The sequence below is a fragment of the Pseudomonas sp. GW821-FHT01E05 genome (assembly GCF_059422425.1).
On record NZ_JBWKWW010000011.1, the window covers coordinates 170585 to 185780 of the forward strand.

A 15196-nucleotide genomic window follows, 5' to 3' on the forward strand; every position below is an offset into this window, starting at 1 on the left:
AGATCCACATGAACTTATCACTGCGTCGCTTCGCCCTGGCCGCCAGTTGCATGCTCTTTGCCAGCCAATTGCTCGCCGCTACAGAGCCAAAACGCCCGGAATGTATCGCACCGGCCTCGCCGGGCGGTGGTTTCGACCTGACCTGCAAACTGGCGCAAAGCGCGCTGGTCAACGAAAAACTGCTGAGCAAACCAATGCGTGTGACCTACATGCCTGGCGGTGTTGGCGCAGTGGCTTACAACGCGGTGGTCGCTCAGCGTCCGGCCGACGCCGGTACGCTGGTCGCCTGGTCCAGCGGTTCGTTGCTGAACCTGGCCCAAGGCAAGTTCGGACGTTTCGATGAAACCGCCGTGCGTTGGCTGGCAGCGGTTGGCACCAGCTACGGTGCTATCGCAGTGAAAAGTGACTCGCCCTACAAGAACCTCGACGATCTGGTCCAGGCGCTGAAGAAAGATCCGAGCAAAGTGGTGATCGGTTCCGGCGGCACCGTCGGCAGCCAGGACTGGATGCAGACAGCACTGATCGCCAAGGCCGCCGGGATCAACCCGCGTGACCTGCGTTATGTCGCCCTCGAAGGCGGCGGTGAAATCGCCACCGCCCTGCTTGGCGGCCACATCCAGGTCGGCAGCACCGACATCTCCGACTCCATGCCGCACATCCTGAGCGGTGACATGCGCCTGCTGGCGGTTTTCGCCGAGAACCGCCTGGACGAGCCGGAAATGAAAAACATTCCGACCGCCAAGGAACAGGGCTATGACATCGTCTGGCCGGTGGTACGTGGTTTCTATCTCGGGCCAAAAGTCAGCGACGAAGACTATGCCTGGTGGAAAAACGCCTTCGACAAACTCCTGGCCTCGGAAGACTTCGCCAAGCTGCGTGATCAGCGTGAGCTGTTCCCGTTCGCCATGACCGGTCCGGAGCTGGACGCCTACGTGAAGAAGCAAGTCGCCGACTACAAGGTGCTTGCCAAAGAGTTCGGTTTGATCCAGTGATCGCCTCTGTCTAGCGGTTGCGCCCTTGCGCATCAGGGGCGTGACCCAGGAGTTCCTCATGCTCTTACAACGCATTTTCGCGTCCGCACTGCTATTGGTCTGTATTGGCCTGGCACTGATGGCGTGGCCGTATCAGGCCGCCTTTTCCTACGAACCTGTCGGGCCTCGAGCCTTTCCGCTGCTGATGCTCGGCCTGATGGGGCTGGCTCTGCTTTACCTGTTTTTTCGCCCGACGCCGATCGTGCACAGCGACGACGAACCGCAACTTGACCGCGAAACACTGACCAAGATCGGCATCTGCGTAGTGCTGTTGCTGGTATTCGCCGGGACCTTCGAACCGCTCGGATTCGTTGTTTCCAGCATCCTGGTCGGCATTCCAATGGCCCGTCTCTATGGCGGACGCTGGTTACCCAGCATGGTGATCATCAGCCTGATGAGTATCGGTCTGTACCTGCTGTTCGACCGGGTGATGGACGTGCCACTGCCTTTGGGCCTGCTCGACGTTCTGGAGAATTGATATGGATACTCTGAATTATCTTGGCCAGGGCTTCGGCGTTGCGTTGACACCCTACAACCTGGTGACCGCGTTGAGCGGTACCCTGATAGGTACCGTGGTCGGTCTGCTGCCGGGCCTGGGTCCGATCAACGGCGTGGCGCTGTTGATCCCGATTGCCTTCGCTCTCGGTCTACCGCCGGAATCGGCGTTGATCCTGTTGGCAGCGGTTTATCTGGGCTGCGAATATGGCGGCCGCATCAGCTCGATCCTGCTGAACATCCCGGGCGAAGCTTCCACCGTGATGACCACGCTCGACGGCTACCCGATGGCCCGTCAGGGCTTGGCGGGCGTGGCGCTTTCCTTGTCGGCGTGGAGCTCGTTTATCGGTGCCTTTATTGCCACCTGCGGCATGGTGTTGTTCGCGCCGCTACTGGCGAAGTGGGCAATTGCCTTCGGCCCGGCGGAATACTTTGTGCTGATGGTTTTCGCCATAGTCTGCCTCGGCGGCATGGCCGGTGATCGACCACTCAAGACCTTCATCGCGGCGCTGATCGGTTTGTTCCTGTCGAGTGTCGGTATCGATGCCAACAGCGGCGTGTACCGCTTCACCGGTGACAACATCCACCTCACCGACGGCATTCAGTTCGTCGTGCTGGTGCTGGGCCTGTTCTCCATCAGCGAAATCCTCTTGCTGCTGGAAAAAACCCATCGCGGCCAGGAAGCGGTGAAGGCTACTGGCCGGATGATGTTCAACTTCAAGGAAGCGGCGTCGGTATTCACGGTGAATATCCGTTGCGGTGTGCTGGGTTTCATCATGGGTGTGTTACCGGGTGCCGGTGCAACCCTGGCCAGTGCCGTGGCCTACATGACCGAGAAACGCATTGCCGGTACGAGCGGTAAGTTCGGCCAGGGCGACAAGCGTGGCCTTGCGGCGCCTGAAACCGCGATCGGCGGTGCTGCCTGCGGCGCGCTGGTGCCGATGCTGACTCTGGGTGTACCAGGCTCAGGCACCACTGCGGTGATGATCGGCGCGCTATCGCTGTACAACATCACCCCCGGCCCGCTGCTGTTCCAACAGCAGCCGGACATTGTCTGGGGCCTGATCGCCTCGTTGTTCGTCGCCAACGTCATGTTGGTGATCCTCAACATCCCGATGATCCGCATCTTCACCCGCATCCTCGCCGTGCCGAACTGGGCGCTGGTGCCGGTGATCGCCATCATCACCGGGATCGGCGTCTATGCAGTGCACGCCACGACCTTCGATCTGTTCCTGATGATCGGCATCGGCATCTTCGGCTACATCCTGCGCAAGCTCGACTTCCCGCTGTCGCCGGTACTGCTGGGTTTTATCCTCGGCGGCCTGATGGAGCAGAACCTGCGTCGTGCGTTGTCGATTTCCAACGGCGCACTGGAAATCCTCTGGTCGAGCCCGATCACCTTCGGCGTCTGGGTTCTGACTGCAATCATGCTGCTGATGCCGATCCTGCGGATCTGGCGCAAACGTTCCGTGCAGCGTCGTGCCCTGGCCGATGCCTGAGACCTCCTTCAAAAACTGGTGGGGAACACCGCTGGCCGGTTTGCTTGGCGGTTACCTCGCCAGCCAGATCGGTTGGCCGCTGCCCTGGATGGTCGGCTCATTGCTGGCGATCATCCTGGTGCGCTGCCTGACACCCTGGCAACTGGCGGAAATCCCGGGTGGGCGTAAATGCGGCCAGTGGATCGTTGGCATCGGCATCGGCCTGCACTTCACCCCGGTGGTGATCGAGCAGGTCATGAGCCACTTCGGTTTGATCTTCTTCGGTGCCTTGGTCACCAGCCTGTCCAGTGTGGTCGGGGTCTGGTTGCTGCGGCGTACCGGCGAAGATCGCGCCACCGCGTTTTTCTCCAGCATGCCCGGCGGTTCCGGTGAGATGGTCAATCTCGGCGCGCGTAATGGCGCGGTGCTCAGTCGCGTTGCGGCCGGGCAGAGTTTGCGGGTGCTGGTGGTGGTGCTATGTGTACCGGCAGCGTTCAAGTATTTGTTGGGAGAAGGTGCGCCGGTGCTTCATCCGACGGCAGTCGATTGGCGCTGGCTGGCGGTGCTGTTTCCGGCGGGCGCCCTGCTCGCCTGGCTCTTGCAGCGTTTGCGCCAACCTAACCCCTGGTTGTTCGGACCGTTGCTGGTGAGTGCGGCGGTGAGCATCGCCTGGGATGTGCACATCGGCTTGCCCAAGGGTGGCAGCCAGATCGGCCAGTGGTTGATCGGCAGCGGTTTGGGCTGTCACTTCAACCGGCAATTCTTCCGCCGGGCACCGTCGTTCATGGGCCGGACGTTGATCGCAACGGGCTTGACCATGTTGATCGCCGCACTCGCGGCCTTGGGCCTTAGCGCGGTGACGAATCTGGATCTGCGTTCGCTTACCTTGGGCATGATGCCCGGCGGCATCGCTGAAATGAGCCTGACTGCCGAAACCCTGCAACTGTCGGTGCCTCTGGTGACGGCGATGCAGGTGATGCGGTTGCTGTTTGTGTTGTTTCTGGCTGAACCGTTGTTTCGGTATTGGGATAAGTTGCCGCACAAGGCCTGACATTTGATCGTTCCCACGCTCACGCGTTGATCGTTCCCACGCTCTGCGTGGGAATGCAGCCCGTGACGCTCCGCGTCACAAGAGCGGACGCAGAGCGTCCAATGAGGCATTCCCACGCAGAGCGTGGGAACGATCCACACTTAATGCTGCCGCGACGGACGGTCAGAGATCTCGTCGACTGCTCGTCCGTCTTCGCGGGCGAGTCTGACTCTGATCGTTCCCACGCTCCCGCGTGGGAATGCAGCCCGCGACGCTGCGCGTCACATTCAAGAGCGTCCATAGAGGCGTTCCCACGCAGAGCGTGGGAACGATCATTGTTACTAGACCGGCGGCAATCGCCACTCGATCGGCGTCTGGCCATTCTGCTCAAGAAACTTGTTGGCCCGGCTGAAGTGCCCGCAACCAAAGAACCCGCGATAAGCGGATAGCGGAGACGGATGCACTGAAGTCAGCACCAGGTGTTTGGTCGCGTCGATCAGTTTCTGCTTGCTCTGGGCATGCGCGCCCCACAGCAGGAACACCAGATGCGGCTGGTGTTCGCTGACGATCTCGATAACCCGGTCAGTAAAGAACTGCCAGCCCTTGCCCGCATGGGAGTTGGCGTTGGCGCGTTCGACGGTCATGGTGGTGTTGAGCATCAGCACGCCCTGCTCGGCCCAGCTTTGCAGGCAACCGTGAGCGGGAATGTCGATGTTCAGGTCACGCTTGAGCTCTTTATAGATGTTTACCAGCGACGGCGGTGCCGGCACACCCGGTTGCACCGAGAAGCATAAGCCGTGAGCCTGTCCCGGGCCGTGATACGGATCCTGACCGAGGATCACCACCTTGACCTTGTCCAGAGGGGTCAGGTTCAGCGCATTGAAAATCATTGACCCTGGCGGATAGATTTCCTTGCCGCTGGCGTATTCCTGACGCAGGAATTCGCGCAGCTCCGCCATATACGGCTGGTCGAACTCCGCACGCAGTGCCTCCTTCCAGCTCGGTTCGAGTTTGATACGGTCGTCAGAATTCATCGCTTGGTCCAGAAAAAACTATCGGCGCACCCTAAGAAAGCCCGTGCCCCTTGTCAATTGATCTGACGCAGAACCGGCACTTTCCCGTATAGCGATCATACTGAACGCTCAATTCAGTCATCGAGGTCAAAATGAATCTGCACTTCGAAGAACTCACGGGCACCGACGGCGCGCGCATCGGCATCGCCAGCCTGGATGCCGAAAAGTCCCTGAACGCCCTCTCCCTGCCGATGATCCACGTCTTGAGCGAACGCCTGGACGTCTGGGCCAAAGACCCGCAGATCGTTTGTGTGCTGTTGCGCGGCAACGGCACCAAAGCTTTTTGCGCGGGTGGTGAGGTCCTTAACCTGGTTGAGGCCTGTCGTGCTCATCCGGGTGAAGTTCCGCCCTTGGCTGCGCACTTCTTTTCGGCAGAATACCGCCTCGACTACCGCCTGCACACCTACCCCAAACCACTGATCTGCTGGGGTCACGGCTATGTGCTTGGAGGTGGCTTGGGGCTATTGCAAGGCGCGAGTATTCGCATCGTCACCCCCAGCAGCCGGCTGGCCATGCCGGAAATCAGCATCGGCTTGTACCCGGATGTTGGCGCCAGTTGGTTCCTTTCGCGCCTGCCAGGCAAACTCGGGTTGTTCCTGGGATTGACCGGCGCCCATATGAATGGCCGCGATGCGATCGATCTGGACCTGGCCGACCGCTTTCTGTTGGATGAACAGCAAGAGGAGTTGATCGAGGGACTGTTGCAACTGAACTGGCAGGAACAGACGCCGATGCAGCTCAACAGCCTGCTCAAGGCCTTGCAGCAGGAAGCCATCGGGCAATTACCGCCAGCACAGTGGCTGCCGCGGCGTGAACAGATCGACGAATGTCTGGATGTCAGCGAGGTGCGCTGTGCCTGGCGTGCCATCAGCCTGCTGCGCGATCACAACGACGTTCTGCTCAGTCGCGCGGCGAAAACCATGAGCGAGGGCTGCCCGCTGACCGCGCATCTGGTCTGGGAGCAGATTGTCCGTGCCCGCCACCTGTCACTGGCCCAGGTGTTCGAGATGGAATACACCTTGAGTCTGAACTGCTGTCGTCATCCGGAATTCAGTGAAGGGGTGCGCGCACGGTTGATCGACAAGGACCAAAAGCCCCATTGGCATTGGCCCGATATCAATGCAATTCCTGACGCGGTGGTCGAAGCACATTTTCACAAGGTTTGGGAGGGTCGACATCCGCTCGCGGACTTGTCCGACTACTGAAATCCCGCACAAAAAAAGCGGCGCTTGATGCGCCGCTCGATAACAGTCGTGCTTAGCGGTTCCAGTCGCGGTTCCAGTCACCTCTGTGGCCGCGGTCTCCGTGATCACGGTCGCCGTGACGGTTGTCGTCATGACGTTCCTCATGACGTTCCTCATGACGACTCTCACGACGCTCATCATGGCGATCATGGAAATCCCAACCGCGGTTTGGAAAAGACCGGTACACCACGCGTGGAGCCTCTTGGTAATACCGTGGCGCCGGGTAGTAACGCGGCGACGGTGCATAGTAACGGCTGCGGTCCTGATAGTAGTAGGACCCGCCGCCGTTGTAATAAGCCGGGGCAGGCGCGGTATAGACCTCGGAACGGTAGTAGCTCGATTCCCCATCGTAGTAGGGCACACATGCAGAAAGAGACAAACCCAGTAAAGCAATCAGAATAAGTCGTCGATACATGGCGGCCTCCTGGACCGCGAAAGTGCACACACCAGCGTCGCTGGTCGGCGGCAGTCAACAATCAGCTGACTGACGAAACATCTGACAGCAAAAAAGGAATCCGGTGCGATTCAGCAATACATTTATATAGGTGGTGCACGGCCATGATTGCCCTATCCCGGTGCGAACAAGCACCACAACACAGCAGGATTACCTGCGCCCATCCTCCGATCTTTGAGCCAGGCCCTCTGGATCAACGCTCGACAACACTTGGCACGCCTCTCGCTTAGTCAACTGCGTGCAGGAGTCATCACAGGTTCGCGGCACCACAATTTGCAATGGCTGACTAGGGTTCCGGCTCGCTTGGGCGAGTGACTGGTCCGAGAGTCGGCGACCTCCAGTTGAGGTTACACGGCGGGATAAAAGCCCGGGAGACAAGCCACCGTTCGCGGTGCCGCGTGCTCCTGTGCGCCCTTGATCAACTGGAGAACCACTCATGTCCCAACTTCGTTTACCCGCCCTGCTCGCCGCCGCTTTCGCGGCCCTCGTGAGCTTCTCGTCCCAGGCCGCACAGAAAGACCACTTCAGCGTCTGCTGGACCATCTATGCTGGCTGGATGCCCTGGGAATACGCAGGCACCCAAGGCATCGTCGACAAGTGGGCGAAAAAGTACGGCATCAAAATCGATGTGGTGCAGCTCAATGACTATGTCGAATCGATCAACCAGTACACCGCCGGCCAGTTCGATGGCTGCAGCATGACCAACATGGACGCCTTGACCATTCCCGCCGCTGGTGGCGTGGAAAGCACCGCGCTGATCGTCAGCGACTTTTCCAATGGTAATGACGGCATCGTAGTCAAAGGAGAAGGCAAGACTGTCGCCGACCTTAAAGGAATGAGCGTCAATCTGGTGGAGCTGTCGGTCTCTCACTACCTGTTGGCGCGCGCGCTGGACTCGGTCGATCTCACCGAGAAAGACCTGAAGGTAGTCAACACTTCCGACGCCGACATCTCCGCCGCCTTCAATACCGATCAAGTACACGCCGTCACTACCTGGAACCCGATGCTGTCGGACATCAAAGCCAAGCCTGGCGTCACCCAGGTGTTCGACTCGAGCAAGGTACCCGGCGAAATCATGGACATGATGGTCGTCAACACCCAGACCCTGAAGGACAACCCGGCACTGGGCAAGGCACTGACCGGCGCCTGGTTTGAAGTGGTCGCCCTGATGAACGCCAAATCCGCCGCCAGCACTGCAGCGCTGGAACACATGGCCAAAGCGTCGGGCACCGACCTGCCGGGCTTCCAGTCGCAACTGGACACCACCAAGTTGTTTTCCACCCCTAAAGAAGCACTCGATTTCGCTACCAGCGCGCAACTGCCGAACACCATGCGCAAGGTCGCCGAGTTCTCCTTCCAGCACGGGCTTCTCGGTGAAGGCGCCAAGGACACCAGCGCTGTCGGCATGTCCTTCGCCAACGGCGTGACCAGCGGTGACAAGGCCAACCTCAAGCTGCACTTCGACCCGAGCTACGTGCAACTGGCCGCCGACTCCAAGCTGTGAGCCACGTTGTCAGTAACCGGAGAACATGGCCATGCGCCTGATCAATCGCCACCCGGATAACCCGAGTCGCCTGTTGCTGGTCATCCTGCCGTTCGCCTTGGTGCTGTTCGCCTATTTCACGGGCTCGGCCGAGCGGCTGACGGACAACCCCAACGACAAGCTGCTACCCAGCGCCGGGCAAATGGCCGACGCGGTGAAACGCCTGGCCTTCACCGCCGACCCGCGCAGCGGCGACTACCTGCTGTGGCAGGACACCGGTGCCAGCCTCCAGCGGCTGGCCATTGGCCTGGGCATCAGCGCTCTGGCGGGCCTGTGCCTGGGCATCGCCGCCGGCACGCTGCCGTTGTTCGGCGCGCCGTTGTCGCCCTTGTTGACGGTGTTGTCGATGGTGCCGCCGCTGGCGATCCTGCCGATTCTGTTCATCGTTTTTGGTCTGGGCGAGTTATCGAAAGTGATGCTGATCGTGATCGGCATCACCCCGTGCCTGGCCCGCGATCTGGAACAGCGCGCCCGGGAAATCCCCGTCGAGCTGCTGATCAAGGCCCAGACGCTCGGAGCTTCGACCTGGACCGTGATTCTGCGGGTAGTCCTGCCGCAACTGCTGCCACGCTTGCTGATCTCGCTTCGACTGATGCTCGGTTCGGCGTGGCTGTTTTTGATCGCCGCTGAAGCGATCGCCTCCACCGACGGCTTGGGCTACCGGATTTTTCTGGTGCGCCGCTACCTGGCGATGGATGTGATCCTGCCGTACGTGGTGTGGATCACCCTGCTCGCCTGGCTGATCGATTGGGGACTCAAGCGCCTGACCCAGCGGGCTTTCCCCTGGTACGAAGGAGCGCGGATATGAGCTACGAAGGAGCGCGGGCATGAGCTTCATCACGGTGAACAATGTCTGGCAGCAATACGCTGATCAGGTGGTGCTCGAAAGGCTCAACCTCAGCGTCAACGAGGGTGAGTTCTGCACCCTGGTAGGTGCTTCGGGCTGCGGCAAATCGACCTTTCTGCGATTGCTGCTGGGGCAGGAAACAGCCAGTCGCGGAGAAATCCTGTTGGACGGCAAGATGCTGGCCAGCGAACCGGATGCCAGCCGTGGCGTGGTGTTTCAGCGTTACTCGGTGTTCCCGCATTTGTCGGTGCTGGACAACGTCGCCCTTGGCCTGGAACTGCCACGCTCGCCACTAATCGGGCGCTTGTTTGGCCATGCCAAGCGCGAGGCGCGGGAGCAAGCAGGCGCATTGCTGAAAAAAGTCGGCCTCGGTCATGCCCTGGACAAGTACCCGGCGCAGCTCTCCGGCGGTATGCAGCAACGGCTGGCCATCGCCCAGGCGCTGATCATGAAACCCCGCGTATTGCTGCTCGACGAACCCTTCGGCGCCCTCGATCCGGGCATTCGCAAAGACATGCACAGCCTGTTGCTGGAGCTGTGGCGCGAGACGCAACTGACGGTATTCATGGTCACCCATGACCTGTCCGAAGGCTTCAGCCTCGGCACCCGCTTGCTGGTGTTCGACAAGGTTCGCCTCGACCCGCACGCCCCCGGTGCCTATGGCGCACGCATCACCTACGACATCCCTTTGAACAGCGACCGCCGCGCCAACAGCAAAGCCGTCGACGCCCTGCCGGCAGCACTGGCGGGCACGCTTCGCATCGCTTAGAGGTTTTTTCACATGACTGATTCGACTCAACTGTTCCCCCCCTTCGCCGAAGAAATGCTCCCCGGTGGCGGTCATCGTTCCTTTGTCCTCAAACGCGGCCAACTGCTGCGCCTGACCGATATTCGCGGTGGCGCCAATGTCAGTCTGACCCTGCTCAACGCCAACGAGAAAACCGAACGGCTGAACCTGCCGGACAGCCTCAAATGCCAACACACCGCCAGGCTCACCGTCGGCCATTGCCTGTACTCGGACATGGGCCGCGTTCTGGCGGCGATCACCGCCGACACCTGTGGCTGGAGCGATAGCATCGGCGGCGTGCTCTGCGCGCACGAGGTGGCGGAAAAATACGGCCAGGGCCGCTTTCAGGAACTGCGCAACGGTTTCTACCGCAACGGTACCGACAACCTGTTGGTGGAACTGGGCAAATGGGGGCTGGGCCTGTCCGACCTGCTGATGACCCTCAACCTGTTCAGCAAAGTCAGCGTCGATGCCGACGGACGTTTGCACTTCATCGAAGGTAACTCAAAGGCCGGTGACTACATCGAGCTTTACGCGCCAATGGACACCTTGGTGGTGCTCACTGCTCTGCAACACCCCATGGATCCCAACCCGGAATACGCCCCCAAGCCGCTCAAGCTGAGCTGGATGACCGCCGACGCCAGCGTCGCCAAGCATTGCCGCACCTCGCGTCCCGAGAACGAGCGCGGCTTCATTAACACCGACCGTCTGTTCGCCTGAGGATCGCGCCATGTCTTTAGCAGTCGCCCCTGCCACCAGGCATCCTGAAACCGCGGTGTACCGTGCCACCATTCCGTCCGGCGAGCCGTGGCTGATGGAGGTCAAGGCCGGACAGACCTTGCGCATCCTCGATCTGGAAGGCAATCAAGCCGTCGACACTTTGTTCTACAGCCTGAAAAACCCCAGGGAACGCTATGACGTGCAGCGCACCTTGCGCCGACAAAACAGCGTCTACCTGAGCACCGGCAGCGTGCTCTTTTCCAACCTGGGCCAGCCGATGCTGACCATCGTCGAAGACACCTGCGGACGCCACGATACCCTTGGCGGCGCCTGCGCCCAAGAGAGCAACACCGTGCGATACGCGTTGGAGAAACGCTACATGCACAGCTGCCGTGACAACTACCTGCGGGCCTGCGCTCATGACGGGCGCCTGGGCAAAGGCGACATCGGGCCGAACATCAACTTCTTCATGAACGTTCCGGTCACTGCCGACGGTGGCCTGACCTTTGAGGACGGTATTTCCGCCCCCGGAAAATACGTCGACCTGCGGGCCGAAATGGACGTGATCGTGCTGATATCCAACTGCCCGCAACTGAACAACCCGTGCAACGCCTACAACCCCACACCAGCGGAGCTACTGGTATGGAACTGAAATGCGTGCGCCTGCGCCGTTGGTTGTTCGCCCTGTGCCAGAGCCGGTCGGGGCAGTGCATCAAGTAAACACAGGTGATCACCTGGCTAAGCCAAATTGATTCTGCCGCCTGGGACGACCCCGGCGCACATCGAAAACTGCGGGACGGCCCGCATCCCAGGTCGGGGCTGAGCTGCCTTCAGCCTCCAGGGGTTTTGTCATGTTCAAAAAACTGTTGATAGTCAACCGTGGCGCCATTGCCTGTCGCATCTTGCGAACCCTGCGTGAATTGCAGGTCAAGGGCGTCACCGTGTATTCCGAAGCCGACGCCGCCAGCCTGCATGTCCTGCATGCCGACGAAGCTCACAGCCTGGGCGAAGGTGCTGCGTCGGCTACCTATCTGGCGGTGGAAAAAATCCTCGCCATCGCCAAAACCAGCGGCGCCACGGCGATTCATCCCGGCTATGGTTTTCTCTCGGAAAACGCCGCGTTCGCCGAGGCCTGTGAAGCGGCCAATATCGCCTTCGTCGGGCCAACGCCAGAACAACTGCGGGTGTTCGGCCTCAAGCACACCGCCCGTGCCCTGGCCAAACAACACGGCGTGCCGATGCTCGAAGGCACCGGGTTGCTGGACAGCCTCGACGCCGCGCTGATCGCAGGTGAGCAGGTCGGTTACCCGGTGATGCTCAAAAGCACCGCCGGCGGTGGCGGCATTGGAATGCGCGTTTGCCGCAGCGCGGCGCAGCTAAGCGAATCCTTCGATGCAGTGAAGCGCCTGGGACAGAACAATTTCAGCGACGCTGGCGTGTTCATCGAGAAGTACATCCAGCGTGCCCGGCACCTTGAAGTTCAGGTGTTCGGTGACGGCCAGGGCGAAGTCATCGCCCTCGGCGTGCGCGATTGCTCGGTGCAGCGGCGCAACCAGAAAGTCCTTGAAGAAACCCCGGCGCCGAACCTGCCCGACGGCATGGCCGAGGAGCTGTGCCTGGCGGCGATCAAACTCGCAAAAGCGGTGAATTACCGCAGCGCCGGTACCGTGGAATTCGTCTTCGACAGCGACGCCCAGCGCTTCTATTTTCTGGAAGTGAACACCCGTTTGCAGGTCGAGCACGGCGTCACTGAACAAGTGTGGGGCGTGGATCTGGTGCGCTGGATGGTGCAACTGGCAGCCGGTGATCTGCCGCCGTTGAGCGAGCTGAGCCGCACCTTGAAAGCCGAAGGTCATGCGATTCAGGCACGGTTGTATGCCGAAGATCCGGGCCGGGATTTCCAGCCCAGTCCTGGCCTGCTGAGCGCCGTGAATTTCCCGGTGGCCGATGGCAAACAGCTGCGCATCGACACCTGGGTCGAGGCCGGTTGCGAGATCCCGCCCTACTTCGATCCGATGATCGCCAAACTCATCAGCTGGGCGCCCAGCCGCGAAGAGGCGCGCGCCGATCTGCATCAAGCCTTGGGCGACAGCCTGCTGTACGGCGTGGAAACCAACCGCGATTACCTGCGCCAGATACTGCTCGATGTACCGTTCGCCAGCGGCCAGCCCTGGACCCGTTGCCTCGAAGGTCTTCTCTACCAGGCCAATACCTTCGAAGTGCTCAGCGCCGGCACCCAGACCAGCGTGCAGGACTACCCCGGTCGCCTCGGTTACTGGGCGGTTGGCGTGCCGCCGTCGGGGCCGATGGACAGCCGCGCTCTGCGCCTGGGCAATCGCTTGCTGGGTAACGAAGAAGGTGTCGCCGCGCTGGAAATCACCATGAGCGGACCGTTGCTGCGCTTCAACTGCGACGCCGTAGTAGCGGTCACTGGCGCTGTCATTGCGCTGACGCTGAACGGCCAACCGGCACCGATGAACACCACCCTTCTGATCCCGGCCGGTGCGACCCTGGGTCTGGGTAGCATCACCGGAGTCGGTGCTCGCAGCTACCTGTGCCTGCGCGGTGGCCTGCAAGTGCCGGACTATCTGGGCAGCAAAAGCACATTCACACTCGGCCAGTTCGGCGGCCACGGCGGTCGTGCCTTGCGGGCCGGGGATGTGCTGCATCTTTGCCCGTTAAGCGACCATGACGCGGGGGAAAGCCTTGCGGTTGAACAGGTGCTCGAGTTGCCGCCAGTGCGACAAATCCGGGTGATCTACGGCCCCCATGGCGCGCCGGAGTATTTCACTGAAGGCTATATCGAGACCTTCTTTGCCACCCAATGGGAGGTCCACTTCAACTCCAGCCGCACCGGCGTACGGCTGATCGGACCCAAGCCCGAATGGGTTCGCGCCGATGGCGGCGAAGCCGGGCTGCATCCCTCGAATATCCATGACAACCCATACGCGATCGGCGCGGTGGATTTCACCGGTGACATGCCGGTGATCCTCGGTCCCGACGGCCCAAGCCTGGGTGGGTTCGTTTGCCCGGTGACGGTGATCGAGGCGGATCTGTGGCAGTTGGGGCAGTTGAAGGCTGGGGACAAGGTGCAGTTCTTTCCCGTCGGTATCGACACAGCACGAGCCTTGGCTTGTAAACCCTATCTATGTGGGAGCGAGCTTGCTCGCGATGAAGTTGACGCGGTGTCTGGTCTGGCCCCATCGCGAGCAAGCCCGCGCCCAGAGGAATTGGTTTCGCCCATCGTTCTGGACCTCGGTCAGGACGACACTCGCTTGATCGCACGGCTGTCCGGCGACACCCATCTGCTATTGGAAATCGGCGCCCCCGAGCTGGATCTGGTGCTGCGCTTCCGTGGTCATGCGCTGATGCAAGCGCTGCAAAGCAAAGCATTGCACGGGGTGATCGACCTGACCCCGGGCATCCGCTCGCTGCAAGTGCATTACCAACCCGAGCAACTGCCGCTGGCCGATCTGCTCGGCATCGTTGCCGGCGAATGGGATGCGGTGTGCGCCGCCGAAGACCTGCAAGTACCGTCGCGCATCGTCCACCTGCCGTTGTCCTGGAATGACCCGGCCTGCCAGCTGGCCATCGAGAAATACATGACCACCGTGCGCAAGGATGCGCCCTGGTGCCCAAGCAACCTGGAGTTCATCCGCCGCATCAACGACCTGCCCAATCTCGACGAAGTCCAGCGCACGGTGTTCGATGCCAGCTATCTGGTGATGGGTCTGGGCGACGTCTACCTCGGTGCGCCGGTCGCTACCCCGCTCGATCCACGGCACCGGCTGGTCACCACCAAGTACAACCCGGCACGGACCTGGACCGCCGAAAACTCGGTGGGCATCGGTGGCGCCTACCTGTGCGTGTACGGCATGGAAGGCCCAGGTGGTTATCAGTTCGTCGGTCGCACGTTACAAATGTGGAACCGCTACCGCGAGGTCGCGGCATTCGACGGTAAACCGTGGCTGCTGCGCTTCTTCGACCAGATCCGGTTTTACCCGGTGAGCGCCGATGAGCTGCTGCAGATTCGTCGTGATTTCCCGCTGGGGCGCTTTGAGCTGAGCATTGAACATAGCCAGCTCAGGCTTGCCGACTACCAAGCCTTTCTGGCCAAAGAAGCCGAGAGCATCGCTGCGTTCCGTCAACAGCAACAGAGCGCCTTCAACGCCGAGCGCGAACGCTGGATCGCCAGCGGCCAGGCGCATTTCGACAGCGAGGAGCGGGTACCCGAACAGGCCGAAGATGCGCCACTGGAAACGGGCCAGCAGAGCGTCGACAGCCACATTGCCGGCAACCTCTGGCAGGTTCAGGTAGCAACCGGCAGCCGGGTCGCCGCCGGTGATGTGCTGGTGATTCTGGAGTCGATGAAGATGGAAATCCCGGTGCTCGCGCCCATGGCCGGTGTGGTCCGGGAAATCCGCGTGCAACCCGGTTGCGCGGTGCGCGCCGGGCAGCGGGTCGTGGTGCTGGAACTCGACTGATCTCATTTAA

Annotated in this window: 13 protein-coding genes and 1 riboswitch; of the genes, 11 read left to right on the top strand and 2 right to left on the bottom strand. The window is 60.9% G+C overall.

Features of this window, described 5'->3' with window-relative positions; translation table 11 throughout:
- Nucleotides 1-2 precede the first annotated feature (2 nt).
- Genes AC07W5_RS23330 through AC07W5_RS23345 form a run of 4 tightly spaced genes read left to right on the top strand, consistent with a single transcriptional unit; the run spans nucleotide 3 to nucleotide 4055 of the window.
- Nucleotides 3-992 (top strand): Bug family tripartite tricarboxylate transporter substrate binding protein, encoded by a 990-nt coding sequence (locus AC07W5_RS23330; protein WP_495011676.1) that lies wholly within the window; start codon nucleotides 3-5, stop codon nucleotides 990-992.
- 58 nt (nucleotides 993-1050) lie between these two features.
- Nucleotides 1051-1509, top strand: coding sequence for a tripartite tricarboxylate transporter TctB family protein (locus AC07W5_RS23335; protein ID WP_494994529.1), 459 nt, complete (start codon nucleotides 1051-1053; stop codon nucleotides 1507-1509).
- Nucleotide 1510: 1 nt separating this feature from the next.
- A complete protein-coding gene (locus AC07W5_RS23340; protein ID WP_494994528.1) occupies nucleotides 1511-3025 on the top strand; it encodes a tripartite tricarboxylate transporter permease in 1515 nt (504 codons plus the stop codon).
- On the top strand, nucleotides 3018-4055 hold the full coding sequence (locus tag AC07W5_RS23345) for an AbrB family transcriptional regulator (protein ID WP_495024413.1): 1038 nt from the start codon (nucleotides 3018-3020) through the stop codon (nucleotides 4053-4055). The genes AC07W5_RS23340 and AC07W5_RS23345 overlap by 8 nt, the downstream gene beginning before the upstream one ends.
- Before the next feature lie 320 nt (nucleotides 4056-4375).
- Here AC07W5_RS23345 and ung read toward each other — a convergent pair whose 3' ends face one another.
- Complete coding sequence (ung, locus tag AC07W5_RS23350; protein WP_494994526.1) at nucleotides 4376-5068, bottom strand: uracil-DNA glycosylase; 693 nt, start codon at nucleotides 5066-5068, stop codon at nucleotides 4376-4378.
- Between the two features lie 131 nt (nucleotides 5069-5199).
- On the opposite strand from ung, the gene dspII reads away from it, so the two are divergent.
- On the top strand, nucleotides 5200-6312 hold the full coding sequence (gene dspII, locus AC07W5_RS23355; protein WP_495011580.1) for an enoyl-CoA hydratase/isomerase DspII: 1113 nt from the start codon (nucleotides 5200-5202) through the stop codon (nucleotides 6310-6312).
- A 52-nt stretch (nucleotides 6313-6364) separates the two neighbouring features.
- Here the strand turns inward: dspII and AC07W5_RS23360 are convergent, their stop codons facing one another.
- Nucleotides 6365-6766 (bottom strand): hypothetical protein, encoded by a 402-nt coding sequence (locus AC07W5_RS23360; RefSeq protein ID WP_494994524.1) that lies wholly within the window; start codon nucleotides 6764-6766, stop codon nucleotides 6365-6367.
- Between the two features lie 314 nt (nucleotides 6767-7080).
- A riboswitch (guanidine-I (ykkC/yxkD leader) is annotated at nucleotides 7081-7181 on the top strand.
- Between the two features lie 60 nt (nucleotides 7182-7241).
- Between AC07W5_RS23360 and AC07W5_RS23365 the strand changes: the two genes are divergently transcribed.
- From AC07W5_RS23365 to uca, 6 genes are all read left to right on the top strand, one after another.
- Nucleotides 7242-8309, top strand: a complete 1068-nt coding sequence (locus AC07W5_RS23365; RefSeq protein ID WP_494994523.1) for a putative urea ABC transporter substrate-binding protein — start codon at nucleotides 7242-7244, stop codon at nucleotides 8307-8309.
- Nucleotides 8310-8340: 31 nt separating this feature from the next.
- Nucleotides 8341-9156: an ABC transporter permease gene (locus tag AC07W5_RS23370; RefSeq protein WP_495024414.1), complete on the top strand. Its 816-nt coding sequence runs from the start codon at nucleotides 8341-8343 to the stop codon at nucleotides 9154-9156.
- Between the two features lie 19 nt (nucleotides 9157-9175).
- Nucleotides 9176-9964, top strand: a complete 789-nt coding sequence (locus tag AC07W5_RS23375; RefSeq protein ID WP_495024415.1) for an ABC transporter ATP-binding protein — start codon at nucleotides 9176-9178, stop codon at nucleotides 9962-9964.
- A 12-nt stretch (nucleotides 9965-9976) separates the two neighbouring features.
- Nucleotides 9977-10702 carry an urea amidolyase associated protein UAAP1 gene (locus AC07W5_RS23380; RefSeq protein WP_494994520.1) on the top strand — a complete coding sequence of 242 codons (726 nt, stop codon included), beginning with the start codon at nucleotides 9977-9979 and terminating at the stop codon, nucleotides 10700-10702.
- A gap of 10 nt (nucleotides 10703-10712) precedes the next feature.
- Entirely contained in the window at nucleotides 10713-11354 is a 642-nt protein-coding gene (locus tag AC07W5_RS23385) for an urea amidolyase associated protein UAAP2 (RefSeq protein WP_495024416.1), read from the top strand.
- A 199-nt stretch (nucleotides 11355-11553) separates the two neighbouring features.
- Complete coding sequence (gene uca / locus AC07W5_RS23390) at nucleotides 11554-15186, top strand: urea carboxylase (protein ID WP_495024417.1); 3633 nt, start codon at nucleotides 11554-11556, stop codon at nucleotides 15184-15186.
- Nucleotides 15187-15196 lie beyond the last annotated feature (10 nt).